The sequence below is a fragment of the Burkholderia sp. MBR-1 genome, from assembly GCF_013822785.1.
GTDB classification, from domain to species: Bacteria; Pseudomonadota; Gammaproteobacteria; order Burkholderiales; family Burkholderiaceae; genus Burkholderia; species Burkholderia vietnamiensis.
This window is the reverse complement of sequence record NZ_CP053609.1, coordinates 2,670,796-2,695,943: the sequence shown is the minus strand read 5'-3', so window position 1 is coordinate 2,695,943 and position 25,148 is coordinate 2,670,796. Positions and strand designations below refer to the sequence as shown.

General features: G+C 68.5%; 27 protein-coding genes. 13 read left to right on the top strand and 14 right to left on the bottom strand.

What is annotated here, in order from left to right; all coding sequences use genetic code 11:
• A complete protein-coding gene (locus tag MBR110_RS12380) occupies positions 1–1,140 on the bottom strand; it encodes a PQQ-dependent sugar dehydrogenase (protein WP_059735260.1) in 1,140 nt (379 codons plus the stop codon).
• 153 nt (positions 1,141–1,293) lie between these two features.
• On the opposite strand from MBR110_RS12380, the gene rpsP reads away from it, so the two are divergent.
• The 6 genes from rpsP (at position 1,294) to MBR110_RS12350 (ending at position 5,423) form a co-directional block, all read left to right on the top strand.
• On the top strand, positions 1,294–1,548 hold the full coding sequence (rpsP, locus tag MBR110_RS12375; protein WP_006476550.1) for a 30S ribosomal protein S16: 255 nt from the start codon (positions 1,294–1,296) through the stop codon (positions 1,546–1,548).
• Positions 1,549–1,590: 42 nt separating this feature from the next.
• A complete protein-coding gene (gene rimM, locus MBR110_RS12370; protein ID WP_011883858.1) occupies positions 1,591–2,268 on the top strand; it encodes a ribosome maturation factor RimM in 678 nt (225 codons plus the stop codon).
• A complete protein-coding gene (gene trmD / locus MBR110_RS12365) occupies positions 2,269–3,063 on the top strand; it encodes a tRNA (guanosine(37)-N1)-methyltransferase TrmD (protein WP_011883859.1) in 795 nt (264 codons plus the stop codon).
• A gap of 133 nt (positions 3,064–3,196) precedes the next feature.
• On the top strand, positions 3,197–3,589 hold the full coding sequence (gene rplS / locus MBR110_RS12360; protein WP_011883860.1) for a 50S ribosomal protein L19: 393 nt from the start codon (positions 3,197–3,199) through the stop codon (positions 3,587–3,589).
• An 89-nt stretch (positions 3,590–3,678) separates the two neighbouring features.
• Positions 3,679–4,365, top strand: a complete 687-nt coding sequence (locus MBR110_RS12355) for a CoA pyrophosphatase (RefSeq protein WP_059735245.1) — start codon at positions 3,679–3,681, stop codon at positions 4,363–4,365.
• Between the two features lie 119 nt (positions 4,366–4,484).
• Entirely contained in the window at positions 4,485–5,423 is a 939-nt protein-coding gene (locus MBR110_RS12350; protein ID WP_011883864.1) for a CobD/CbiB family protein, read from the top strand.
• Between the two features lie 74 nt (positions 5,424–5,497).
• On the opposite strand, the gene MBR110_RS12345 is transcribed toward MBR110_RS12350, so the two are convergent.
• From MBR110_RS12345 to MBR110_RS12335, 3 genes are all read right to left on the bottom strand, one after another.
• Positions 5,498–5,815 carry a putative signal transducing protein gene (locus tag MBR110_RS12345; protein WP_011883866.1) on the bottom strand — a complete coding sequence of 106 codons (318 nt, stop codon included), beginning with the start codon at positions 5,813–5,815 and terminating at the stop codon, positions 5,498–5,500.
• Positions 5,816–5,877: 62 nt separating this feature from the next.
• The gene (gene rsgA / locus MBR110_RS12340) at positions 5,878–6,819 is read right to left on the bottom strand and encodes a ribosome small subunit-dependent GTPase A (RefSeq protein ID WP_014722692.1); all 942 of its coding nucleotides are present in this window, start codon (positions 6,817–6,819) and stop codon (positions 5,878–5,880) included.
• Positions 6,816–8,075, bottom strand: a complete 1,260-nt coding sequence (locus MBR110_RS12335) for a M48 family metallopeptidase (RefSeq protein WP_011883870.1) — start codon at positions 8,073–8,075, stop codon at positions 6,816–6,818. Before MBR110_RS12335 ends, rsgA begins: the two co-directional genes overlap by 4 nt.
• Before the next feature lie 117 nt (positions 8,076–8,192).
• Here MBR110_RS12335 and orn point away from each other — a divergent pair, with 117 nt between their 5' ends.
• On the top strand, positions 8,193–8,795 hold the full coding sequence (gene orn, locus MBR110_RS12330) for an oligoribonuclease (protein WP_011883871.1): 603 nt from the start codon (positions 8,193–8,195) through the stop codon (positions 8,793–8,795).
• Positions 8,796–8,820: 25 nt separating this feature from the next.
• Here orn and mog read toward each other — a convergent pair whose 3' ends face one another.
• Together mog and yjgA are read right to left on the bottom strand one after the other, a co-directional pair.
• Positions 8,821–9,429, bottom strand: a complete 609-nt coding sequence (gene mog, locus MBR110_RS12325) for a molybdopterin adenylyltransferase (protein WP_072465390.1) — start codon at positions 9,427–9,429, stop codon at positions 8,821–8,823.
• Positions 9,413–10,024: a ribosome biogenesis factor YjgA gene (yjgA, locus tag MBR110_RS12320; RefSeq protein WP_272481909.1), complete on the bottom strand. Its 612-nt coding sequence runs from the start codon at positions 10,022–10,024 to the stop codon at positions 9,413–9,415. The genes mog and yjgA overlap by 17 nt, the downstream gene beginning before the upstream one ends.
• A gap of 128 nt (positions 10,025–10,152) precedes the next feature.
• Here yjgA and pmbA point away from each other — a divergent pair, with 128 nt between their 5' ends.
• Entirely contained in the window at positions 10,153–11,523 is a 1,371-nt protein-coding gene (gene pmbA / locus MBR110_RS12315; RefSeq protein ID WP_034194233.1) for a metalloprotease PmbA, read from the top strand.
• 82 nt (positions 11,524–11,605) lie between these two features.
• Here the strand turns inward: pmbA and MBR110_RS12310 are convergent, their stop codons facing one another.
• Positions 11,606–12,106: a dihydrofolate reductase gene (locus tag MBR110_RS12310; protein ID WP_011883878.1), complete on the bottom strand. Its 501-nt coding sequence runs from the start codon at positions 12,104–12,106 to the stop codon at positions 11,606–11,608.
• A gap of 236 nt (positions 12,107–12,342) precedes the next feature.
• Positions 12,343–12,654, bottom strand: a complete 312-nt coding sequence (locus tag MBR110_RS12305; RefSeq protein WP_011883880.1) for a hypothetical protein — start codon at positions 12,652–12,654, stop codon at positions 12,343–12,345.
• A 499-nt stretch (positions 12,655–13,153) separates the two neighbouring features.
• Between MBR110_RS12305 and MBR110_RS12300 the strand changes: the two genes are divergently transcribed.
• Entirely contained in the window at positions 13,154–14,560 is a 1,407-nt protein-coding gene (locus MBR110_RS12300; protein WP_011883881.1) for a sigma-54 dependent transcriptional regulator, read from the top strand.
• Positions 14,561–14,601: 41 nt separating this feature from the next.
• Positions 14,602–15,573, top strand: coding sequence for a thymidylate synthase (locus MBR110_RS12295; protein WP_011883883.1), 972 nt, complete (start codon positions 14,602–14,604; stop codon positions 15,571–15,573).
• 101 nt (positions 15,574–15,674) lie between these two features.
• Here MBR110_RS12295 and MBR110_RS12290 read toward each other — a convergent pair whose 3' ends face one another.
• Both MBR110_RS12290 and MBR110_RS12285 read right to left on the bottom strand, forming a co-directional pair.
• Entirely contained in the window at positions 15,675–18,215 is a 2,541-nt protein-coding gene (locus MBR110_RS12290; RefSeq protein ID WP_045579501.1) for a DUF6600 domain-containing protein, read from the bottom strand.
• A gap of 162 nt (positions 18,216–18,377) precedes the next feature.
• Complete coding sequence (locus tag MBR110_RS12285) at positions 18,378–19,085, bottom strand: ArsR/SmtB family transcription factor (protein WP_011883886.1); 708 nt, start codon at positions 19,083–19,085, stop codon at positions 18,378–18,380.
• 191 nt (positions 19,086–19,276) lie between these two features.
• On the opposite strand from MBR110_RS12285, the gene MBR110_RS12280 reads away from it, so the two are divergent.
• Together MBR110_RS12280 and MBR110_RS12275 are read left to right on the top strand one after the other, a co-directional pair.
• A complete protein-coding gene (locus tag MBR110_RS12280) occupies positions 19,277–19,417 on the top strand; it encodes a hypothetical protein (RefSeq protein WP_164715996.1) in 141 nt (46 codons plus the stop codon).
• A gap of 260 nt (positions 19,418–19,677) precedes the next feature.
• Positions 19,678–20,190: an acyl-CoA thioesterase gene (locus MBR110_RS12275; RefSeq protein WP_011883890.1), complete on the top strand. Its 513-nt coding sequence runs from the start codon at positions 19,678–19,680 to the stop codon at positions 20,188–20,190.
• Between the two features lie 57 nt (positions 20,191–20,247).
• On the opposite strand, the gene fumC is transcribed toward MBR110_RS12275, so the two are convergent.
• The 3 genes from fumC to MBR110_RS12260 all read right to left on the bottom strand — a co-directional run bounded on the left by fumC (position 20,248) and on the right by MBR110_RS12260 (position 23,535).
• Positions 20,248–21,642 carry a class II fumarate hydratase gene (gene fumC, locus MBR110_RS12270; RefSeq protein ID WP_014722698.1) on the bottom strand — a complete coding sequence of 465 codons (1,395 nt, stop codon included), beginning with the start codon at positions 21,640–21,642 and terminating at the stop codon, positions 20,248–20,250.
• Positions 21,643–21,799: 157 nt separating this feature from the next.
• Entirely contained in the window at positions 21,800–23,188 is a 1,389-nt protein-coding gene (gene norM, locus MBR110_RS12265) for a multidrug efflux MATE transporter NorM (protein WP_011883895.1), read from the bottom strand.
• A gap of 128 nt (positions 23,189–23,316) precedes the next feature.
• Positions 23,317–23,535, bottom strand: a complete 219-nt coding sequence (locus tag MBR110_RS12260) for an RNA-binding S4 domain-containing protein (RefSeq protein ID WP_006753074.1) — start codon at positions 23,533–23,535, stop codon at positions 23,317–23,319.
• Positions 23,536–23,795: 260 nt separating this feature from the next.
• Between MBR110_RS12260 and MBR110_RS12255 the strand changes: the two genes are divergently transcribed.
• Positions 23,796–24,152: a hypothetical protein gene (locus MBR110_RS12255; RefSeq protein WP_011883898.1), complete on the top strand. Its 357-nt coding sequence runs from the start codon at positions 23,796–23,798 to the stop codon at positions 24,150–24,152.
• Between the two features lie 133 nt (positions 24,153–24,285).
• Here the strand turns inward: MBR110_RS12255 and MBR110_RS12250 are convergent, their stop codons facing one another.
• Positions 24,286–25,062, bottom strand: coding sequence for a DUF4088 family protein (locus MBR110_RS12250; RefSeq protein ID WP_011883900.1), 777 nt, complete (start codon positions 25,060–25,062; stop codon positions 24,286–24,288).
• Positions 25,063–25,148: the final 86 nt, after the last annotated feature.

Here is a 25,148-nt window from a genome sequence, read left to right as displayed (position 1 = left end):
TCAAGGTGCCGCATAGGTGACGCGGTAGATGGCGCCCGCGTAATCGTCGCTGATGAGCAGCGAGCCGTCGGGCAGCGGCAGCACATCGGTCGGGCGTCCCCATACGGAGCCGTCCGCGCGCAGCCAGCCGGTGACGAACGGAGTCTGACGCGCGTGGCTGCCGTCGGCCGACACCACCACGCGCATCACGCGGTAGCCGGCCTTCGTGCTGCGATTCCACGAACCGTGTTCGGCAATGAAGATGTTGTTGCGGTACGACGCGGGAAACATCGGCCCCGTGTAGAAGCGCATCCCGAGCGCCGCGACATGCGCGCCAAGTTTCAGCACCGGCGGCACGTAGCGGCGGCACACGTCGGGGCCGCCGAATTCGGGGTCGGGGGTGTCGCCGCCGTGGCAGTATGGAAAACCGAAGTCGAGGCCTGCGCGGGGCGCACGATTCAGTTCATCGTCCGGCAGGTCGTCGCCCATCAGGTCGCGGCCGTTGTCGGTGAACCACAGGTCGCCCGAATCGGGATGCCACGCGAAGCCGACCGTATTGCGCACGCCGCGCGCAAATACCTCGCGGCCGCTGCCGTCGGCGTTCATGCGGGCGATCAGCGCGTATCGATTGCGATCGGCGGCGCACACGTTGCACGGCGCGCCGACCGGCACGTAGAGCTTGCCGTCGGGCCCGAACGCGATGAATTTCCAGCCGTGATGGTGATCGGTCGGCAGTGCGTCGGTCACGACCGCCGGCGCGGGTGGCGCGGCGAGGCGGTCGTCGATGTGTTCGATGCGCAGGATGCGCGACACAGCGGAGATGAACAGCGTGCCGTCCCGATAGGCGACACCCACCGGCATGTCGAGGCCGGTGGCGACCACGTGGCGGGCGACGATCCGGCCGTCGCGCATCACGAATGCATGCACGCGGCCTTCCCGCGTACCGACATATAGAATGCCGCGCGGCGACCACGCCATTTCGCGGGCGGCCGGGACCGCGTCGGTCAGCAGCTCGACGCGAAAACCGGGCGGCGCGACCAGTTCGCGCACCGGCGGCGCGGCGCAGGCCGTCGCAGACGCGACGCACAGCACGAGACCGGCCAGCAAGCCGGCGAGATGGGGCTGCGTGCGGTGTGTCGGGATGGCGCGAAGGGGCGGCATGGCATCGGGCGGCGTCACGGACACGACGATTGTATGCCGGCCCCACAACGCGTCCGTCGAATTTTTGCGCGTAAGTGTTTGTTGTGGCGTTGGTTTCCGGCTATAATCGCACGTTTCAGTAGTTTCGAACCCGGTTTTCCCGAAGGATTTCATATGGTTATCATCCGTCTGGCTCGTGGCGGCTCGAAGAAGCGCCCGTTCTACAACATCGTCGCTACCGATTCGCGCAACCGTCGTGACGGTCGCTTCATCGAGCGCGTCGGCTTCTACAACCCGGTCGCCACGAAGGGCGAATCGCTGCGTATCGCTCAGGATCGTCTGACGTACTGGCAAGGTGTTGGCGCGCAACTGTCGCCGACCGTCCAGCGTCTCGTGAAGGAAGCGCAAAAGGCGCAGCCGGCTGCCTAACATGGCGCGGCGTACCGGTCGTACCGGCTGCAAGGAGCATTGATGTCCGGTCACGATTCCGGTAATGCAAGGCGCGGGCGAGCGTCGTTTGGCGCATTCGTCCGCAAGCCGGTCGAGCGCGGCGCTGCCGCGAGCACCGGTGCGGCTGCCGAGCAAGGTAGCCTCGAAGCGGCGCAGGACTGGCCCGACGATGCAGTCGAGGTCGGCGCCGTGGTCGACGCGTACGGCCTGAAAGGCTGGATCAAGGTGGCGGCGCATGCCGACGCCGGTCGCGGCGGCGATGCGCTGCTCAGCGCGCGTCGCTGGTGGCTCGAACGCGGCGCAGAGCGGTTGTCCGTCCGCATTCTGCAGTCGAAGACGCACGGCGACACGGTCGTCGCGCAACCCGCGGGTGTCGACGACCGCGATGCCGCGCTGGCTATGCGCGGCTTTCGCGTGTTCGTGCGCCGGGAAGATTTCCCGGCGTTGGCCGCGGACGAATTCTATTGGGTCGACCTGATCGGCCTCGAGGTGGTCAACGAGCAATCGGTGTCACTCGGGAAGGTCAGCGGGATGATCGACAACGGCGTGCATTCGATCCTGCGTGTCGAGTATCCGACGGTCGGCAAGGATGGTGCGCCGGCCACCGACGAGCGGCTGATTCCGTTCGTCGGCGTATATGTCAAAACGGTGGATCAGGCGGCCCGTCGCATCGTCGTCGACTGGGAAGCCGATTACTAAATGAACCAGGCTACGGAGCGCGCGGTGCAGTTCGATGTCGTCACGCTCTTTCCCGAGATGTTCCGTGCGCTGACCGACTGGGGTATCACCAGCCGGGCCGTGAAGCAGGAGCGCTTCGGGCTGCGCACCTGGAATCCGCGTGATTTCACGACGGACAACTACCGCACGATCGACGATCGTCCGTACGGCGGCGGTCCGGGCATGGTGATGCTCGCAAAGCCGCTCGAGGCTGCGATCGGCGCCGCGAAGGCGGCGCAGGCGGAGCAGGGCATCGCGAGCACGCGCGTGGTGATGATGTCGCCGCAGGGCGCGCCTTTCACGCACGAACGTGCGGTGCGCATGGCGCAGGAGCCGGGCGTCGTCGTGCTGTGCGGCCGTTACGAGGCGATCGATCAGCGTCTGCTCGACCGATGTGTGGACGAGGAGATCAGTCTCGGCGATTTCGTGCTGTCCGGCGGCGAGTTGCCGGCGATGGCGATGATGGATGCGGTCGTGCGTCTGCTGCCCGGCGTGCTGAACGATGCGCAGTCGGCCGTGCAGGACAGCTTCGTCGACGGCTTGCTCGATTGTCCGCATTACACGCGCCCCGAGGAATACGAGGGGATGCGCGTGCCGGACGTGCTGCTCGGCGGGCATCATGCCGAGATCGAGAAGTGGCGGCGCCAGGAAGCATTGAGAAACACGTTGCGGAAGCGGCCGGACCTGATCGTCCGGGCGCGCCGCGAGAAGTTGCTGAGCCGCGCCGACGAGGCGTGGCTTGCGAACCTCGCACGCGAAGCGAAAAACGCCTCCTGAGGCGGTTTCGCGGGCGGGAAATGGCGGTGCCGGGCATGCGTGCGCGGCGCCAGATGTGAATCCATCCTCTATCGGGGCCAGGCCTGGAAGCAGGCGGGCGCAAACGCCGACAAGATGGCTTTAGGAGTCAGTGATGAATCTGATTGCAAAACTTGAGCAGGAAGAGATCGAGCGCGCGCTCGCCGGCAAGACGATCCCCGAATTCGCCCCGGGCGATACGGTGATCGTGAACGTGAACGTGGTTGAAGGTAACCGCAAGCGCGTTCAGGCTTACGAAGGCGTCGTGATCGCGATTCGCAACCGCGGCCTGAACTCGAACTTCATCGTCCGCAAGATCTCGTCGGGCGAAGGCGTCGAGCGTACGTTCCAGACCTACTCGCCGCTGCTGGCGAGCATCGTCGTGAAGCGTCGCGGTGATGTGCGTCGTGCGAAGCTGTACTACCTGCGCGAGCGTTCGGGCAAGTCGGCTCGAATCAAGGAAAAGCTGGTGTCGAAGGATCGCACGGCAGCCGCTTCCCAAGAGTAAGAGCTGTAAGGAAAAAGCACCCGACCGGGTGCTTTTTTCATTCTGGCGCGACAATATGCTCGATATGACACGCGAACCCGAGAGTCCCATTGAATCGCCGCCCCATCATTGATCCCGAAGTGCTGCCGGTCGAAGGCACCGGCGCCGGCTTGCCGTCCATCGATTCACGGTTGCTGACGCCGTCCGGCCTGCGCGAACGATTCGCGCGTACGCTCGAATGGAGCGTCGAGCCGGGCGAGGCGAGGCTGCAGGAGGGTGTCGATCCGCGAAGCGCCGCCGTCCTCGTGCCGCTCGTGGTGCGCGAAACCGGCCTCACGGTGCTGCTGACCCAGCGTGCCGATCACCTGAACGATCATGCCGGACAGATCAGCTTTCCCGGCGGGCGTCGCGAGCCGTACGACCGCGATGCGGTCGCCACTGCATTGCGCGAGGCCAACGAAGAAATCGGGCTGGCCGCCGAGCCGGTCGAGATCCTCGGTGCGCTGCCCGACTACCTGACCGGCACCGGCTTCTGCGTGACGCCCATCGTCGGGCTCGTGCATCCGCCGTTTACCGTGCAGGCCGACACGCTCGAAGTCGCCGAGATCTTCGAGGTGCCGCTGGCGTTCCTGATGAGCCCCGCGAACCACCAGGTGCGCGTGTTCCGATGGGAAGGCGGCGAGCGTCGTTTTTTTGCGATGCCTTATCCGAGCGTCGAAGCGGCCGGGCATTACTTCATCTGGGGCGCAACTGCCGGCATGTTGCGCAATCTGTACCGCTTCTTGGCGGCCGGCTAGCGTCGCGCCTCGCCGCGCGCCCGTGCACCGCCGTCGCGAGCCCGCGCCGACAGCATGCTGCAGCTTACGCTGTGCTATCGTTATGCAAAAAATGACATAACTCCGAAGACGGCGCACGCATGACTTTCTTTTCGGTTCTCCTCGCTCTCATCATCGAACAGGTACGCGCGTTGTCGCCGAGCAATCCGGTGTTCGCGCTGTTCCAGTTTCATGCGGAAACCGTCGCGCATGGCCTCGACGCCGGCAAGCAGAAACATGGCGTGCTCGCATGGCTCGCAGTCGTGCTGCCGTGGGTGCTGATCGTCGCGCTGGTCTACTTCCTGTTGTACAAGGTGAGCTTCGTGCTCGCATTCATCTGGAACGTCGCCGTCGTCTATTTCACGCTCGGCTTTCGCCAGTTCAGCCATTACTTCACCGACATCCATCTCGCGCTCAACAACGATGACGTGCCGCGCGCGCGTGAGATCCTGCACGAGTGGACGGGCCTCGATACGGTCGACATGCCGGTCAGCGAAATCGTCCGGCACACGCTGATCCATGCGGTCGTTGCATCGCATCGGCACGTGTTCGGCGTGTTCTTCTGGTACGTGCTGCCGCTCGGTCCCGCAGGCGCCGTGCTGTACCGGATCTCCGAATATCTCGCGCGCAGCTGGTCGACGCCGGGCGACGAACGCACGGCTGCGTTCTCGACCTTCGCGCAACGCGCGTTCTTCGTGATCGACTGGATTCCGTCGCGGCTGACCGCGCTCGGCTTTGCGATCGTCGGCAACTTCGAGGATGCGATCTACGCGTGGCGCAATCACACGCGCCAGTGGCCCGATGCGAACGACGGCGTCCTGCTCGCCGCCGGCAGCGGCGCACTGGGCGCGCGTCTGGCCGGGCCGCTCGCGGAGCCGTCGAGCCTCGACGCGCTCGCGGTCGGCGACAGCGGTCCGGTGACGGTCGGCGACGACTGCACGCCGCGCACGTTGCAATCGGCGGTCGGCCTCGTGTGGCGCGCGGTGATCCTGTGGATGATCCTGCTGCTGATGCTGACGCTGGCCGTGTGGGTTTCGTGACAGTAATCCCCGCTGCGCGATGAACCAAGGCCGGCTCGATGCTGGCCTTTTCGCTGTGGCGCGGTGCGGTGCGTTCAGTCGGCGAGCGGATCGCGGGCGGCGCCGCATTGCCAGCACGCGGTGAACTGCGCGCCGAGCGTTTCGCCGCATTGGCGGCAGCGCCACGGCGCGGCGTCGGCGGGCGGGCCATCGGCGGCCGCGTCGAGCAGCCGCCGCGCGAGCGCGTCGTCGCGTTCGTCGTCGAGCCACAGCTCGGGCGCGCACGCGTCGGCGGGCAAGCCGCCCAGCGCGCCGGTCGCATAGCGGTTGTGCAGTTCGCAGCCGATGCCGGCTGCCTGCAGCACGTTGGCCCAGTGCTGCGCGGTCGCGAGATCGGGGGCCTTGAAACGCATCGCGGCTCCTGTCGGTAAAGGCCGGCCTTTCCGGGCCGGACGTCTTCCCGTCCGCCGCGACGTCAGCGGACGATCTGGCTTGCCTCGTGCACCAGCTGCGCGTACAGCGCATGGCGCGACGGAGCAATGCGGCCGTCGGACACCGCGGCGAGAATCGCGCATCCGGGCTCGTGCAGATGATGACAATTATAGAAACGGCAATCGCCGAGCAACGGCCGGAATTCCGGGAACGCGCGCTCGAGGCGCCCTTCGGTCAGATGGTACAGGCCGAATTCCTGGAAACCGGGCGAGTCGATCAGCGCGCCGCCGCCGTCGAGCGGATAGAGGCGCGTGAACGTCGTCGTGTGGCGACCGCTGTTCAGCGCCGCCGAGATCTCGCGCGTCGCGGCCTCGGCATCCGGCACGAGCAGGTTCACGAGCGTCGACTTGCCCATCCCCGACTGGCCGAGCAGGATCGTCGAATGTCCGGCCAGGTGCGGCATCAGCTGCGCGCGCGCCTCGTCGGGCGCGCCCTTGACCGACAGCTCGAGCACGTCGTAGCCGAGCGCACGATAGGGCGCGAGGCGCTCACGCGCGACCGGCAGCGCCGCCTCGACGTCGATCTTGTTCAGCACGACGAGCGGCTTCAGTTCGTTCGCTTCGGCCGCGATCAGCGCGCGGCCGAGCAAGTCCTCGCTGAAGTACGGTTCTGTCGCGAGCACGATCAGCAGCTGGTCGAGGTTCGCGGCGAACAGCTTCGACTTGAACTGGTCGGAGCGGTACAGCAGGTTGCGCCGCTCGCCGATCTCGACGATCACGCCCTGATCGGCCGACGCATGCTCGTACACGACGCGGTCGCCGACCGCGATCTCGCTCTTCTTGCCGCGCGGGAAACACTGGAGCATCGGGCCGCCGTCGTCGGGGGCGACGATGTAATGGCGCCCGTGTGCGGCGATCACGCGGCCTTCGACGCGCGCTGCGCCGGACGCGCGCGCGGCGGGCTTGCGGGAAGTCGGTCGGCTCATGCGTGTCGCATCAGGCGATCGATCCGCTGCGAAGCCGGCGGATGCGAATAATAGAAGGCCGTGTAGACGGGGTCGGGCGTCAGCGTCGACGCATTGTCCTCGTAGAGCTTCACGAGCGCGCTGACGAGATCCTGCGCGTCGGTCTGGCTCGCCGCGAACGCGTCGGCTTCGAACTCGTGCTTGCGCGACGTGAGGCTGCTGAACGGCGTCGCGAAGAACAGGAACACCGGAATCGCGAGGAAGAACAGCACGAGCGCGGCGCCTGCGTTGCTCGAGTCGAGCGACGGCGTGACGCCGAGCCCCGTATAGAACCACGCGCGCTGCGCGAGCCAGCCGAGCAGGGCGAGCAGCACGAGGCTCAGCACGAACGACACGAGCATGCGCTTCATCACGTGGCGACGCTTGAAGTGGCCGAGCTCGTGCGCCAGCACCGCTTCGATTTCCTGTCCGGACAGCCGCGCGAGCAGCGTGTCGAAGAACACGATCCGCTTCGAGGCGCCGAAGCCGGTGAAGTACGCATTGCCGTGCGCCGAGCGGCGGCTGCCGTCCATCACGAACAGCCCCTTGGCCGCGAAGCCGCAACGCTTCATCAGCGCTTCGATGCGGGTGCGCAGCGCGTCGTCCTTCAGCGGTTCGAACTTGTTGAAGAGCGGCGCGATGAAGGTCGGGTAGATCAGCAGCACGAGCATCTGGAACGCGACCCAGACGACCCAGGTCCACAGCCACCACAGGCTGCCGGCCTGGTTCATCAGCCACAGCACGACGAACAGCAGCGGCAGGCCGAGCACGGCGCCGAGCAGCGTGTTTTTCAGCATGTCGGTGAAGAACAGGCGCCGCGTCATCCGGTTGAAGCCGAAGCGCTGCTCGATGCCGAACTGGCGGTAGTACTCGAACGGCACGTCGATGACGCTCGTGATCGCGAGCACCGCGGCGACGAGCGCGACCTGCTGGCCGTAGCCGCGACCGAACCAGCCGGTCAGCAGCGTGTCGAGCGCGCCGACGCCGCCGAGCAGCGTCAGCCCGACCAGCACGGCCGCGCTGACGACGATCTCGGCCATCGCGAGCCGCGTGCGCTCGACCGTGTAATCGGCCGCACGCTGGTGGGCGCTCAGCGCGATGGTCGCGCTGAATTGCACGGGTACGCCGTTGCGGTGCGCGGCGACGAAGCGGATCTGCCGCGACGCGAGCCACAGCTTGGTGACGACCATCGCGAGCACGGCGATCGCGAACAGCAGGGTGAACGAAAAGGGTGACATCGAAGGCGCCAAAGGGTTCTATGCGAGAATTATATGTTCTTGCGGACCGGGGCCGCTCACGCGATGCCGGCCGCCCGGGCGGCGCCATGCGCCGTCCGCCATTTGCCAGGATGACTCATGACCGATATCGCCGCTTCCGCCAGCCAGCCCGCGCTCGTGCGCAACGAACTGAACCTCGTCTGGCTCGACATGGAGATGACCGGCCTCGATCCGGATAACGACCGCATCATCGAGATCGCCGTCGTCGTGACCAATTCCACGCTCGACATCGCGGTGGAAGGGCCCGTGTTCGCGATCCACCAGAGCGACGAAACGCTCGCGAAGATGGACGACTGGAACAAGTCCACGCACGGCCGTTCGGGGCTGATCGATCGCGTGCGCGCGTCGACCGTGACCGAAGCGCAGGCCGCCGCGCAACTGCAGGCGTTTCTGGCCGACTACGTGTCGCCCGGCAAATCGCCGATGTGCGGCAACTCGATCTGCCAGGACCGCCGCTTCATGGCGCGCTGGATGCCGGAATTCGAGCGCTTCTTCCACTACCGCAACCTCGACGTCAGCACGCTCAAGGAGCTGTGCCGCCGCTGGCAGCCCGCGATCTACAAGGGCTTCCAGAAGCGCGCGATGCACACGGCGCTCGCCGACATCCACGAGTCGATCGACGAGCTGAAGTACTACCGCGAGCACTTCCTGATTCCGGCCGCGCCGGCATCGGCCGCCTGAACGGCGCCGCGCACGCGGCGCGCGTTCAGCGCCGCGCGCTTTTCGGCCGGAACGCGGCGACCACCGCGTCGTCGGTCTCGACGTACGGGCCGCCGATCAGGTCGATGCAATAGGGCACCGCCGCAAAGATGCCGGGCACGGTCGACTTGCCGTCGGCATCGCGCAGCCCTTCGAGCGTTTCCCGGATCGACTTCGGCTGACCGGGCAGATTGATGATCAGCGCGGCGTGGCCGGCGGTCTCGCGGATCACCGCGACCTGCCGCGACAGAATCGCCGTCGGCACGAAGTTCAGGCTGATCTGCCGCATCTGTTCGCCGAACCCCGGCATTTCCTTCGTCGCGACGGCCAGCGTGGCTTCCGGCGTCACGTCGCGGCGCGCGGGGCCGGTGCCGCCGGTCGTCAGCACCAGATCGCAGCCGGCGACGTCGACCAGCTCGGCGAGCGTCGCGGAGATCGTCGGCGCGTCGTCCTGGATCAGCCGCGTCTCGGCGCGCCACGGCGAGCGCAGCGCGGCCGCGAGCCATTCCTGCAGCGCCGGAATCCCCTTGTCCTCGTAGACGCCCGCGCTCGCGCGGTCGCTGATCGACACGAGGCCGACCACGAGCTCGTCCGGGTGATTACGCTTCGTCGTCATGGTCGTCTCCGGCTTCGCCGGCGGCTTCGTCCGCATCGGCGTCGGCGTCGTCCGACCCGCTCGCGGTCTTGATCCACTGGAACAACTCGCGGAAATAGCGCGGCGGCTTGCCTTGCTGCGCTTCCTTGCGGGCATTGCGGATCAGCGTGCGGCCTTCCTGGATGTCGGCTTCCGGGTGCTGGCGCAGGAATTCGGTGAGCGCGTCGTCGTTGGCGAGCAGCTGCTCGCGCGTTCGCTCGATCCAGTGCAGGCGCGCGGTGGCGGCCTTGTTGACGCCGCGCTGCGCGTCGAGCGCGGTGCGCAGCGCCGCCGTTTCGTCGTCGGTCAGCGAGCGCATCACGCGGCCGACGTACTGAAGCTGGCGGCGCTTGCCTTCGTGATCGGTGATCCGGCGCGCCTCGCGCACGGCGTCCGCGAGGGCTTCCGGCATCGGCATCCGCTTGAGCGCGTCCTTCGGCAGGTCGACCAGCGCCTGGCCGAGCTCCTGCAGCGCGTGCATCTCGCGTTTCAACTGGGATTTGCTGGGGCGATCGTAGCCGTTGTCGACGTCGTCGTCGGCATGCTCGATCGGCTGGATTCGGGTTTTGCGTGTCATGGGCGGCATTGTATCGCGGCGCGCATGCCCCAAGCTTGTCGGTGCGCGGCCGCGGACCTTGCTATGATCGCGGGATACGCAACATTTTGATCATGCGGGCGTGTCGCCCGCCACCGGATATCACGACGATGGCAGCCAATCTCGACGTACAAGCGCGCTATTTCCCGCACACGCAGGACCAGCTCAAAGAAATTGCCTCGGACATCCTTCGCCATGCGAAGGCTCTCGGCGCGACCGACGCCGCGACCGAAATCTCCGAAGGCGACGGCCTGTCGGTGTCGGTGCGCCGCGGCGAGGTCGAGACGATCGAGCACAACCGCGACAAGATGGTCGGCGTGACGGTGTTCATCGGCAAGAAGCGCGGCAACGCGAGCACGTCGGACTTCTCGCCGGCCGCGATCAAGGACACGGTCGCCGCCGCGTACAACATCGCGCGCTTCACGGCCGAGGACGATGCGGCCGGCCTCGCCGAAGCCGAGCTGCTCGAGACCGACCCGCGCGACCTCGATCTCTATCACCCGTGGGCGCTGACGGCCGACGAAGCCGTCGAGCTCGCGCGCCGCGCGGAAGACGCCGCGTTCGCGGTCAGCCCGCAGATCCGCAACTCGGAAGGCGCGAGCGTGTCGGCGCAGCATTCGCAGTTCGTGCTCGCGACGTCGCGCGGCTTCCTCGCCGGCTATCCGTACTCGCGCCACTACATCGCCTGCGCGCCGATCGCCGGCAGCGGCCGGCACATGCAGCGCGACGACTGGTACACGTCGAAGCGCAGCGCCGTCGATCTCGCGGCGCCCGAAGCCGTCGGGCGCTACGCGGCCGAGCGTGCGCTCGCGCGGATGGGCGCGCGCCGTCTCGACACGCGCAAGGTTCCGGTGCTGTTCGAGGCGCCGCTCGCGGCCGGCCTGCTCGGCGCCTTCGTGCAGGCGGTGAGCGGCGGCGCGCTGTACCGCAAGACGTCGTTCCTGGTCGACAGCCTCGGCAAGCCGGTGTTCGCGCCGCACGTGCAGGTCGTCGAGGATCCGCACGTGCCGCGCGCGATGGGCAGCGCGCCGTTCGACGAGGAAGGCGTGCGCACGCGCGCGCGCAGCGTCGTCAAGGACGGCGTCGTCGAGGGGTATTTCCTGTCGACCTATTCGGCGCGCAAGCTCGGCACGCAGACGACCGGCAACGCAGGCGGCTCGCACAACCTCGCGCTGCGCAGCTCGAACACGCAGCCGGGCGACGATTTCGACGCGATGCTCAACAAGCTCGGCACCGGTCTGCTGCTGACCGAACTGATGGGGCAGGGCGTGAACTACGTCACCGGCGATTATTCGCGCGGCGCGGCCGGCTTCTGGGTCGAGAACGGCGTGATCCAGTATCCGGTCGAGGAAATCACGGTCGCGAGCACGCTGCAGGAGATGTTCCGCCACATCGTCGCGATCGGTGCGGATTCGCTCGTGCGCGGCACGAAGGAAACCGGCTCGGTGCTGATCGAGCAGATGACGATCGCAGGGCAGTAAGCGGCGCGGCGTCGGCCGCGACCAAATGAAAAGCCCGACCGGCGCGCATGCACCGGTCGGGCTTTTTGTCGTGTGCCGCGCGTCAGTCGCGCTTGCGCGCGTAGACGACGAACGCGTAGCCGAACGTGTTCGGCGCGGCGGCCTGATGCGGGTCGCGCGAGACTTCGCGCCAGTGCGCGGGGTCGGGCGCGGGGAACGCCGCGTCGCCGTCGAAGTCCGCATCGATTTCGGTGACGATCAGCTTGTCCGCGAGCATCAGGCCTTCCGCATAAAGCTGCGCACCGCCGATCAGGAACGCTTCGGCGGCGCCGTCGCGCGACGCGAGCGCGAGCGCGTCGGCGAGCGACGTGACGGTGTCGCAGCCGTCGAAGCGGCGCGCGGGATCGCGCGTCACGACGATGTTGCGACGGCCCGGCAGCGGGCGGCCGATCGACTCGTGGGTCTTGCGGCCCATCACGATCGGCGCGCCCATCGTCGTGCGCTTGAAGAACGCGAGGTCTTCGGGAAGTTTCCAGGGCAACTGGTTGTCGCGGCCGATGATGCCGTTGCGGGCACGCGCGACGATCAGGGTCAACGTCGTCATGAAGGTCGGGGAGAAGTGAAGCGGAATGGCGCCGATTCTACCGGAACGGCGGCGCCGTCAGCGCCGTGCCGATGCACGCGCATCGGCGCCGCCGCGCGTCGAATAAAAAGAGTGCCCGCCGGGGGACGGACACAGAAAAGCTGCGCGTCGCGACGGCGACGCGGGTCGCACGGCCTGCAGCGGGCGTTCGATACGGGATGCTCATCGAGTGGCCGGCATGCGAGGTCGTGTACCGGCTATTGATGCGTGCGATGCGTCGTGCCGCCGGCCATCGCGTGCTGCGTATCGACGGGCAGCGGCAACGGAGCGGGCGGTGGCGTCGGCCGCGCGAGTTCGTCCCACAACGTCACCGACAGCGCGTCGGTCGACCGCGCTTCGACGGCGGCGACCAGCTCGAAGCCACCCGCGCCGTCGTGCCGCAGGCCGTCGCCGGCCGGCACCGCGCGCTCGTGCATCGCGCGTTGTTGCGCGCACACCGATGTGAACGGGCACGCGAGCGCGAACGCAATCACGAGCCGCACGCAAGGCAATGAAAAACGTGTTCGCATGGCCACCTTCTCCGCTTCGTGATGATTCAGCGAAATGCATGCCATCGAACGCGATCGGTTGTCGCGCCTGCGATTGAGCGATATGCATCGTGAATGGCGCGCGAAAATGCCGGGAAATGTTTCAGTCGTGAAACGGCGGGGCTCGGGAATACTGCGGATTCAATCGACTCGCTTCACGGATGAAAATCAGTGCGTGTGTCGATGCATTGGATGGCCGCCGCGTAGCGGTTTTATGCAGAGGATTGACTTGCATCGACCATCGAGCGATTTGGCCGTTCGCCGCTTCGCGCTGCAACCGACCTGTCGTATTCAGCGCCTATAACAAGCTGTGTTGATCAGAAAAATAGTGGACGCGAGATAAGCGCCATCATGCGCGGCCCGACGTGGTCGCGTATCGGCATGGCGAATCGAGCTGCTTCGGCTGCCCCGATTCGATCCTTTTCGCACGTCGCTTGACGTGTGCGGCAATCGTTAGACGGTTGATGAACGGGGTGAGCACATGGAAGCCGAGCAGCGGCACGTAATCTATTTCTCGCGCGAGCCGGACGATGCATTGCGCGGCTATTTCGACGAACGCGGCTGGCGCGTCGATCTCGCGGAATCGGTGCGCGACGTCCGCCGGGTCGTGCAGCACGGCGTTGCGACGGCCGGCCTGCTCGATTTCTCGCCGGGCTTCAAGCCCGCCGAGCTGCGCGAGCTCGAGGCGTGCCTGAGCATCCAGCACATCGGCTGGATCGCGGCGACCCGGCGCGGCCAGTTGCAGGACGCCACGCTGCGACATCTGATCCGCGACTATTGCTTCGACTACGTGACGATGCCGTACGAGACGGCGCGTATCGTCGAGACCGTCGGCCATGCGCACGGGATGATCGCGCTGGCGGACGCGGCGGCAACGGCGGCGGCGCCGGTGGGCGCCGGGCGTTCCGAAGGCGAAATGGTCGGCACCTGCGACGCGATGCTCGGGTTGTTCAGGACGATCCGCCGTGTGGCCACCACCGATGCGCCCGTGTTCATCTCCGGCGAATCGGGCACCGGCAAGGAGCTGACTGCCGCGGCAATTCACGAGCGCTCGACGCGCGCGCCGGGGCCGTTCGTCGCGATCAACTGCGGCGCGATTCCGTCGACGCTGCTGCAGGCCGAACTGTTCGGCTACGAGCGCGGCGCGTTCACCGGTGCGACCCAGCGCAAGGTCGGCCGCGTGGAGGCCGCGAACGGCGGCACCCTGTTCCTCGACGAGATCGGCGACCTGCCGTTCGAGAGTCAGGCGAGCCTGTTGCGGTTTCTGCAGGAGGGCAAGATCGAGCGGCTCGGCGCGCACGTGTCGGTGCCGGTCGACGTGCGCGTGATTTGCGCGACTCACGTGGACATGGAAGCGGCGTTGCGCGAAGGGCGCTTTCGCGAGGACCTCTACCATCGGCTGTGCGTGCTGAAGATCGAGGAGCCGCCGCTGCGCGCGCGCGGCAAGGACATCGAGTTGCTCGCGCGTCACATGCTCGAACGTTTCAAGGGCGATGCGCACCGCCGGCTGCGCGGCTTCTCGCCGGATGCGATCGCCGCGCTGTACGGCTACGCGTGGCCGGGCAACGTGCGCGAGCTGATCAATCGCGTGCGCAGGGCGATCGTGATGTCGGAGGGGCGGATGATCACCGCGGCCGATCTCGAGCTGAACGAGTTCGCGGTGCTCGCGCCCGTGTCGCTGAACGAGGCGCGGGAGGCCGCCGAGCGGCAGGCGATCGAGCAGGCGCTGCTGCGTCACCGCGGCCGTTTTGCGGACGCGGCGCGCGAGCTCGGCGTGTCGCGCGTCACGCTGTACCGGCTGATGTGCGCGCACGGGATGCGCGACCGCGGCGACCCGCTCGGCGGCTTCACGCCGCCGCTGCCGGAGGTTTCTCGCCACGCTTGCTAAAATTGGCGGGTACGGCCGCCCTCGCGGCCGAAGGAATCCGCATGAAACAGTACCTCGACCTCGTTCGCACCATCCTCGACACCGGCACCTGGCAGGAGAACCGCACGGGAATCCGTACCATCAGCATGCCCGGCGCGATGCTGCGCTTCGACCTGCAGCAAGGCTTTCCGGCCGTGACGACGAAGAAGCTCGCGTTCAAGTCGGCGATCGGCGAGCTGGTCGGGTTCCTGCGTGCATCGCGCAGCGCGGCCGATTTCCGTGCGCTCGGCTGCAAGGTGTGGGACGCGAACGCGAACGACAACGCGCAGTGGCTCGCGAATCCTTACCGTCGCGGCGTCGACGATCTCGGCGACGTGTACGGCGTGCAATGGCGGCAATGGCCCGGCTACAAGGTGCTGGACGCGAGCGCCGACGCGCAGATCGCCGACGCGACGCGCCGCGGCTTCCGGATCGTCACGCAGTTCGACGAAGACGGTGCGCCGAAGGTGCTGCTCTACAAGGCGATCGACCAGCTGCGCCAGTGCCTCGACACGATCATCGAGAACCCGTCCGACCGTCGCATCCTGTTTCATGCGTGGAACCCGGCCGTGCTCGACCAGATCGCATTGCCCGCTTGCCATCTGCTGTATCAGTTCCTGCCGAACGCCGCGAAGCGCGAGATTTCGCTGTGCCTGTACATCCGTAGCAACGACGTCGGGCTCGGCACGCCGTTCAACCTGACCGAAGGCGCCGCGCTGCTGTCGCTGGTGGGGCGGCTGACCGGCTATACGCCGCGCTGGTTCACGTACTTCATCGGCGACGCGCACATCTACGAGAACCAGCTCGACATGCTGCAGCAGCAGCTCACGCGCGAGCCGTACGACAGCCCGCGGCTCGAGATCGCCGAGCGCGTGCCCGACTACGCGAAGACGGGCGTCTATGCGCCGGAGTGGCTCGAGCTGATCGAGCCGTCGGACTTCTCGCTCGTCGGCTATCGGCATCATGAGCCGCTGAGCGCGCCGATGGCGGTCTGAGCGGCGACGCAAGGCCGTACGCCGCGTAGCGCGGCGCGCACGACGGAATGACGAAGGCCCGACCGGGAACGGTCGGGCCTTTTCGTTTGCTGCGCCGCCGGTTACTGGCGGTGTCGCTCCTCGTGGGCGGCGGGCGGTGGGTTGCTCGGATGCGGCGCTTCGACGTGCGGCGCCGGCTGCGGGCGAGGCTCCACGTGCGGCGCGGGCATCGACGGTCGCGGCTCCATGCGCGGCGCCGGTTGCGGCCGCGGCATCTCATGCACGACGGGCGCCGGCGGCCGGTACTCGCTCACATGCGGCGGCGCGACTTCGCGGTGCGGCGCGGGCTGCGCGAAGTCGGCGCGCGGCTGCGGCGCGGGCGCCGGGCGTTCGGCGCGCGGTTGCCCATGCTGGGCCGGCGCCGCGAAATCGGCGTGCGGACGCGGCTGCTGCATCTGCGCGGACGTGTCGAAGCGGGGCTGCGGTGCTTCGTGCGGCGTGGGCTGCCGCTCGCCCGGTTGCGCGCCGGCCGGGGTTTGCGGACGCGGCGTCGGCGCTGCAGCGCGGACCGGCGGCAGCGCGTTCTGTCCGGCAGCGTGCAGCGCCGTCGGCGGGTTCGGGCGCTGCCGGTCCATCGGAGTATGCGGCTGCATCCAGACGGGCGCAGGCGCAGCTGCGGCATGCGCGCCGTCGTGCGCGGCCGGGCTGTTGCCGGCCGTCGGCGGATGCGGGACGCCATTGCCGGCGCCCACGGCCTGATGCTGAGCGGGGCCGGGCGCTTGGGCCGCGGCGCCGTTCGCGAAGTGCGCGGCGTTCGGCGCTGCTGCGTTCGGCGTCCGCTCGCCGTTGGGCATGCCCGGCGCAGGTTCGCTCCGTGCGCCCGGTTCAGGCGCGCCCGGCATACGTGCGTTCGGCGTCGGCACGCCGGGCCGGGCCGCTTGTGCCATCCCCGCAGCCGGCTGGCCGGCAGTCGCCCCATGCGCGGGCTGCACGACCGGCCCGTGCGGATTCACGAGCTGCACGTTGCGCATCGCCCACGCGCCGCCGGCCGGGTTGCCCGGCACGTGGACCGGCCGCGGCGTGTAGTCGGCCGGCACGCTGGTCTTCACGACCGGCGCACCCGCACCGGGCACGCGCGCTCCCTGGCGCGCGAGCTGCGCGGCCGCCTGGTCGCGATAGGCGGGCGGCACGGCCGGATTGCGCGTCGCGACGAACGGGTGTTGTCCGAGCGCCGCCGGCGGCCGGTAGGCGGCCGTGCGCAGACCGCCGGTGAAGCTCTGCCGCACCGGCGCAATGCCCGGCGTACCCGGCATCACGTGTGCGTTGCGCCATTGCCGCGGGTCGACGTGCTGTGCGACGCGCGCGACCGGCTGACCGTGGACGAACGCGGCGGCCGGCACGGCGGTGATCGCATGCGGCGCGCGGAAGTTCACGTAGGTCTTGTTGATGTTCGTGATGTTCACCGTCTTGTTGACCGTCACGTTGTTTACGACGATGTTGCGGTTCACGCGCTCGTAGTAATGCGGGCTCCAGCCGCCCCAGCCGGGATGCCACGGTTCGCCCGGCCCCAGCGCGAACCACGCGCAGCCGGCCGCCGCGATGCCGCCGACCGTCAACGCGACGCTCCAGTCGGGTCCGCCGCCGCCGCCCACGAACGCGACCAGCGCCGGCGCATAGGCGGGCGGCTGGCTGACGACCATCGGGCCGGGCACCCAGGCCCAGCTGTCGTCGACGTAGGCCCAGCGGCCGTAGTGGTACGGCGCGAAGCCCCACGGCGCATCGTCGACCCAGGTCCAGCCCCACGGCGCCTGCCAGATCCAGTGCCCGTCGTGATACGGCGCCCAGTCGGCCGGCGTGTCGTTCGGCACCCATACCGCACCGTAGTTCGGCGTTTCGCGCCACGTGCCGTTCGCGTCGAGATCCTGGTAGCCCGGAATGTCGCGCGACACGTAGCGGGCCGACACCGAGCGTTGCTCGGCCGCGTCGCGGCTCGCGGCCCACTGGTCGAGCGGGTCCGGCGCCGGCGCGGCCGCTTGCTGGGCGACCTGCAGGTCGGTGCCGGTGAACACGACCTGCTGTCCGGGCGACAGCGGGTACTGGCCGTTGCTGCCGTAGACGGTTGCGTTGCCGCTGCGCACGGTGACCGTCGTGCTCGCACCGTCCGGCGCGACGTCGACGCGATAGTCGCCGGGGCCGGCGATGCCCAATGCGAGGTTCGGCGTGTCGATTTCGTACGATCCGCCGGGCGGCAGATTGCGCACGTGCGTCGACACCGTGCCGAGCCCGACTTTCAGCTGCGTGGTCGTGTCGTCGAGGTTCAGTACCGACAGGCTCGTCGATTCGCCGAGACGCACCGCCGTCGAGCCGATATGCAGCTCCGAGCGCGCGCCGGCGTCGTTCCACAGCTGGTCGCCCGTCGTCAGCGGTCGATTCACGGCCGCATACGACCACGTATCGGTGCCGGCCGGCTCGGTCGTCACGGCGCCGGACAAATAATCGAGCCGCGCGACGCGGCCGGGCGGATCGCCGCCCGCTTGCCGCGCGGCGGCCGCATACGGCGGCGCGGCGGTGGATTGCGCAAATGCGGCGGGCAGGCTCGCCAGTGCGGCGAACGCGAGCAGGGCGCAGCGGGCGGTACGCCTGAGCGTGAACAGGGAGTCCATCATGAGCGTCATCGTCGTTGTCTCGGCGCGTCGATTCGTGCCGTCCAGCTCACGATATCCGCTCGGGCTGTTTCAGTGCTCGGTGTTTTGTAAGTCCGAGCGCATCCGATGTAACAAAACCTGTCCAGCGGCCGCGGTTGTCGTCTGCGCGCAATGTGCGCGTCAAGCGGACGTAAGCCAGTCGTCGAAAACGCGCTGGCCGGACACGGTGACGCGCAGCACGCGCGGCCGAGCGGTGCGCTCGATCCAGCCGTGTGTGCAGAAGCTGTCGAGCAGTGCCGCGCCGAGCGCGCCGCCAAGATGCGCGCGGCGCTCGCTCCAGTCGAGGCAGCCGCACGCGAAGCGGCGCCGGCGCGCGCGCTGCTGCGCAACGTCGATGCCCCAGCGCGCGAGCGCGTGCGCGCCGGCGTCGGTGGTCTCGATCGCGTCGCCGTTCGCGTGCAGCCAGCCGCGGGCAGTCAGGCCGTCGAAGATGCGGACCGCGAGCTCGCCGGCCATGTGGTCGTAGCAGGTGCGCGCGTAGCGCAGCTCGGCCGGCACCGTGCGCGACGGCGGCGGCACCGGACGGTTCGGCGCGGCGGCGCGCGCGACGTTCGCGAGCGCCTCGAGCGACGCCGCGACGTCGGACGACGCGAGCCGGTAATAACGATGCCGGCCACGGATGTCGAGCGCGAGCAGCCCGCTGTCGGTCAGGCGCGCCAGATGCGCGCTTGCCGCGGACGGCGACAGCCCCGCGATCATCGTCAGTTCTCCGGCCGGCCGCGCGCTGCCGTCCATCAGCACCCACAGCATCGCCGCGCGCCCGGGATCGGCGAGCAATGCGCCGATCCGGCTCAGGCCGGGAAAGTGGTGATCGTCCTGATCGGTCATCGTCGTGCCTCGTCGGAGCGGGTGGAGTCACTGCAGTGTAGTGGCAGCATCGATTCGATGTTTCGGGCTCGGCTGAAATGTCGGATGCGACGGCTGACGTACCGCCGTGTACCGCGGCGGCCGCCGGCCGCGCCCGCGTAGAATGGCCGCACGCGGCGGCAGTGGGCCGCCGCATGGGATGCGATCTGACGATGAAGACGATTTTTTGCCTGGTGGCGGCCGCGCTCCTCTGCGCCGCCTGTGCGCAGGGCGGCAGCGATGCCGCAGGCGGGCGGGGCGGCAGCATCGAGATGTACGGGACGATCGATCAGGGAGTCACGCTGCGCCACTGATGCGGAGGCTGTCGATGCCGCTCGCGAAGCCGCTTTCGGGCCGGTGCGCGGCTGGGTGGGAGGTTTGATGGGAAGCCCGACACGAGGCCAGATGCGAGGGGCTGATGTGAGACCCAACGTGTCCCCTGATGCGCACCCGATGCGCACCTGCACAGCGCACACTGCCACGATGCCGACGCCCCCAGCCCGCCCGCGACGCATTGCCGCAGTGCAACGTATAATGCGCCGACCGCAGCACCCCGTAGCCTGGAGCCCCCACGATGTCGCAATCTTCCCCCGTACCCGCCGCCCTCGACCGCACCGAAACCGTGTTCCGCTTCCTGGCCGAGCCGTCGTCCGTGAACTTCGGCGGCAAGGTGCACGGCGGCGCGCTGATGAAGTGGATCGACGAGGTCGCGTATGCGTGCGCGGCCGTGTGGTCGAGCCGCTATTGCGTGACGGTGAGCGTCGGCAACATCCGGTTCCAGCGGCCGATTCTGGTCGGCAATCTGGTCGAGCTGAAGGCGCGCGTCGTCGCGACGGGCCGCACCAGCATGCACATTCACGTGTCCGTGCACGCCGGCGATCCGAAGGGCGGCGTGCTGCGTCAGACGACGGACTGCCTCGTCGTGTTCGTCGCCGTCGACGAAAACGGCAACCCGGTGCCGGTGCCGCCGTTCGTCCCCGAGACCGCCGAGCAGAAGGTGCTCGCGAAGTATGCGAGCGACGTGCGCGCCGCGCTCGACAAGATCATCGAGATGAAGCCCGAGGAAGTGGCGAACGGCACGGTCTGACGGCTGCGGGCGCAGCCGTCGCGCCGCGCCCGTCGCCACATCGCGCGAAACCCGCGATCAGCGCGAACCGATCATCTGCTCGGGCCGCACCCATTCGTCGAATTCCGCTTCGGTGAGGTAGCCGAGCGCGAGCGCGGCCGCCTTCAGCGTCGTGCCTTCCTTGTGCGCCTTCTTCGCGATCTGCGCGGACTTGTCGTAGCCGATGTGCGGATTGAGCGCGGTCACGAGCATCAGCGATTCGTTCAACAGCAGGTCGATGCGCGCCCGGTTCGGCTCGATGCCGACCGCGCAGTGGTCGTTGAAGCTCTGCGCGCCGTCGGCGAGCAGGCGCACCGACTGCAGCACGTTGTGCGCGATCATCGGCCGGAACACGTTCAGCTCGAAGTTGCCGCTCGCGCCGCCGACGTTCACCGCGACGTCGTTGCCGAACACCTGGCAGCACAGCATCGTCACGGCTTCCGACTGCGTCGGGTTCACCTTGCCCGGCATGATCGAACTGCCCGGCTCGTTTTCCGGAATCGACAGCTCGCCGAGCCCGCAGCGCGGCCCGCTCGCGAGCCAGCGGACGTCGTTCGCGATCTTCATCAGCCCGGCCGCGACCGTCTTGAGCGCGCCGTGTGCGAACACCAGCGCGTCGGCGGCCGCCATCACCTCGAACTTGCTCGGCGCGGTGACGAACGGCAGCTTGGTCAGGCGCCCGATCTCGTCGGCCACGCGCACCGCGAATTCCGGATGCGCGTTCAGCCCGGTGCCGACCGCGGTGCCGCCGAGCGCGAGCTCGTACAGGTGCGGCAGCGCCGATTCGACGTGCCGGATGCCCTGGTCGAGCTGCGCGACGTAACCGGAGAACTCCTGGCCGAGCGTGAGCGGCGTCGCGTCCTGCAGGTGCGTGCGGCCGATCTTCACGATATCGGCGAACGCCTTCGACTTCGCGTCGAGCGTCGTGCGCAGCGTGCGCAGCGCGGGCAGCAGGTGGTTGACGATCGCGTAGGCGGCCGCGACGTGCATCGCGGTCGGGAACACGTCGTTCGACGACTGGCCGCGGTTCACGTCGTCGTTCGGATGAACCTTGCGCGCTTCGCCGCGCTCGCCGCCGAGCAGCTCGCTCGCGCGGTTCGCGATCACTTCGTTCAGGTTCATGTTGGTCTGCGTGCCGGAGCCCGTCTGCCACACGGCGAGCGGGAATTCACGCGGATGCTTGCCCGCGATGATCTCGTCGGCCGCATCGATGATCGCGCGCGCCTTGTCGTCGGCGAGCACGCCGAGCGCCTGGTTCACGGCGGCCGCGGCGCGCTTCACGATCGCGAGCGCGTGGATCAGCTCGGGCGACTGCTTCTCCGTCGAGATCCGGAAATTCTGCAGCGAGCGCTCGGTCTGCGCGCCCCAGAGCCGGTCGGCGGGCACGGCGATCTCGCCGAACGTGTCGCGTTCCATCCGAACTGCTTCGTTCATGATGCACTCCTGTCGGAAAGGGAAGGGCCGCGCGTCGCGCGGCGTCGGGCATGGCGTGGTGCGGCATGGCATCAGGCAGCCGCGCCGCCGGCGCGGCGTCGCGGATGCGCCAGCGGACAAGCATAGCGCCGGCCGCGATTTCGCGTCGTGTCGCGCTTTACCGCGGCGCGGCGATCAGCGACGACGTCTTCAGATGGAAGCGCCACGCCATCAGCACGGCGACGCTCGCTAGGCCGGCCGCGAGGCCCCACCACAGGCCGCGTGCGCCGAGCCCCGCGTGAAAGGCGAGCCAGTACCCGGTCGGAAAGCCGATGCCCCAGTAGCCGAAGGTCGCCGCGAGCATCGGGATGCGCGTATCGCGCAGCCCTCGCAGCGCGCCGGAGCCCACCGTCTGCATCCCGTCGACGATCTGGAACACCGCGGCGATGCCGAGCAGCGACGCGGCGAGCGACACGGTCGCCGCGTTGGCCGGGTCGTCGAGGTGCAGATACAGGCCGACGATCGCGTGCGGCGCGAGGATCAGCACGAGCCCCGACAGCGACATGAACGCGACGCCGAGGCCGAGCGCGACGAAGCCCGCATGCCGCGCGGCGACCGGGTCGCCGGCGCCGATCCAGTAGCCGACCCGCACGTTGGCCGCCTGGCCGATCGCGAGCGGCACCATGAACGCCACCGACGCGACGTTCAGCGCGATCTGGTGCGCCGCAAGCGCCGTCGCGCCGAGCACGCCGACGGTCAGCCCGGTCGCGAGAAAGAGCGTCGATTCGACGCCGTACGTGATCGCGACCGGCCAGCCGATGCCGATCAGCTCGCCCATCATCGGCAGCTTCGGGCGCGCGGCGCTCACGAAGTGGCGGAACCGCGCGCGGCCGTGCAGCAGCCAGATCAGCGCGAACGCGGTGAGCCAGATCGTGATGGTGGTCGCGACCGCGGAGCCGAGGAAGCCGAGCCTCGGCAGGCCGTATGCGCCGTGGATCAGGCCGTAGTTCAGCACGGCATTGACGCCGATGCCGCCGATCGACACCCACAGCAGCCGCCGCGCGGCGCCGATCGCCGGCAGGAAGGCCCGCATCAGCCCGACGCCGATCAGGCTGCCGAGCGCCGCGAAGCGCAGGATGCCGGTGTATTCGCCGACGTGTTGCGCGAGCGTCGGCGGCTCGTGGAACATCAGCAGGAGCGGTTCCGACAGCGACAGCGCGACGACCGCCGGAATCGCGAGCAGCACCGACAGCACGAAGCCGGTCCAGTAGATGTGCGGCACGCGATGTTCGGCCTGCGCGCCGCGCGCATGCGCGACGCTCACGCTGACGGACGACAGCACGCCCTGCAGCACGGTCACGATGACGAAGAAGAAGTTTGCGCCGAGGCCGCCGGCCGCCAGCGAATCGGGGCCGAGCGAGCCGAGCAGCACGGTGTCGGTGACGCTCATCGCCATCTGCGAGAGCTGCGCGATCGCCAGCGGTGCGGCGAGGCGCGCGGTATCGACGGCATGGCGGGAGAGCGACGGCGGCGCGGCGGCCGTCCGCGTGAGACCGGAATGCGACATGGGATGGGCGCTCGCGCGGCGACAGGCCGGCGCTGTCCGTATTTATTTTGAGAGACGCCTAGCTTACGGCTTTCTTCGAATGGTGTCGAACGCGCGCGCCGATGGCCATGTCGGGCTCAGGGGCACCGCTACGCGTCGTGGACCGCGATGCGCGTGTCGCCGAACAGCACGACCTGGCCCGCGCGAATCTTGCAGGTCTTGCGCAGTTCGACCACGCCGTCGACCTTCACCGCGCCGGACGCGACGAACATCTTCGCCGTTCCGCCGCTGTCCGCGAGGCCGGTGATCTTGAGCAGGTTGTGCAACTCGACGTATTCGCCGGTCAGCGTGAAATCCAGATTGGGCATGACGAAGGTGGCGCGGGCTGCGCGGGAGGAATCGCCCCGCATCATACGGCAGCAACGCGGGCCGCGCGAGTGCGCCGGCCTGTTGTTAGCGTCTGTGAGCGAGACGTCAGCAAATGAAACGGTGGGTAACAGTCTGAGAGATTCGAGAACCGGTGCCGCCGGGCGCGGGTCTTTCATCGTGCCTGCTGCGTGTTGCGGCAGGTCACGCGACGGAGCGTATCGATGCGTTCCGCGCCCGCAACTTCTCGAGGAGGATAGTCATGTCCAAGATTCGTACGATGCTGATCGGTGCCGCGCTGACGGTGTTTGCCACTTCGGCCGCGTTTGCCCAGACGGGAACGGCCGCGCAGGGCACGGCCGGTGCCGGCGTGCAGACCCAGGCGCCGGGCGCGGGCGAGGGCGCCGGTGCGGGCATGCAGGGCGGTGCCGGCGCGAACGCGTCGGGCAACGCGGTCGGCGACGGCGCGACCGATACGGCGGCTTCGTCGGTCCATTCGACCAAGAAGCACATGAAGCACACGACGAAGTCGGCCAAGCATCGTGCCGGCACGACCAAGTCGAAGGTCGGCGACGAAGCCGTGGAAGGCGGCGCTTCGGCTGCCGGCGGGACGCAGTAAGCGGTGTCGGGCCGCCGCTCGCCGCTCGCCCCGGACGGCGCGGCGTGACGATGTGACGACGTGGCGGCGACACTCGCGCGGCCCGGTTCGCTTGATGCGAGCCGGGCCGCGCTTCATTCGGGCAGACCGGCGCTCAGGGCCGCCGCTGTTCCGGCCCCGGCCCCGGTGCCGGGCGCGCGGCGACCGGCGCGAAGACGCTGCGCAGCCACGCGGCGAGCCGCGCGAACACGTCGTACGGCTCTTCGACGAAGATCTCCGGCTTCAGGAGCCGCAGATATTCCATCAGCTGCTGCGCTTCCTGTTTCTGGAACGATCCGTGCGACAGCGCGAGCCGCAGCAGCCCGCGCAGTTCGCCGAGCTTGTCGCGCGCCGCGCTGCCGACGCTCATCTCGCACGCGAGCTTGGCCTCGTAGATGCGCTGCCGCAGCGATTCGGCGAGTCGCCACGCGGGCGTCTGCATCATTTCCTCGAGCGCCTGGATGTCCTGCACCGCGCTCTTGATCTGCGCGGCCATCGGATCGACCAGCGACGCATCGCCCTGCGCCTCGGCGACGATCGCCTTGGCCCAGTCGCGGCACGCCTTCGCGAGTTCGTCGGGCGTCCATTCGGCGCGCGACGCGAAGCCGAAGCCGAACTCGCCGGCCTGCCGCATCAGGATCGCGACGACGTCCGGGAATTCCTTGTCGAGCGTGCGTTTCGCCCACGCGTACTGACCGCCTTCGAGCATCCGCTGCACCGCGTGCTCGGTCAGCGGCACCATGTTGTCGAGCAGCTTGGCGCGCAGGAAGTCCTCGAACGACGGCGTCGCGAATTGCGGGTCGAGTTTCAGCGACACGCGCACGAATGCGTCGTAGTCCTTGCGCAGGGACGCAAGCGTGTCGTCCTTGAGGGAAAGAGTGATCTGGCCCATGAATGGTCTCGATGGCGGCCCGTGCGGACCGGTGGCCGCCACTGTCCGCCGGTACGGGTGCGGCGTCGGCGGACCGGTTCACGCCG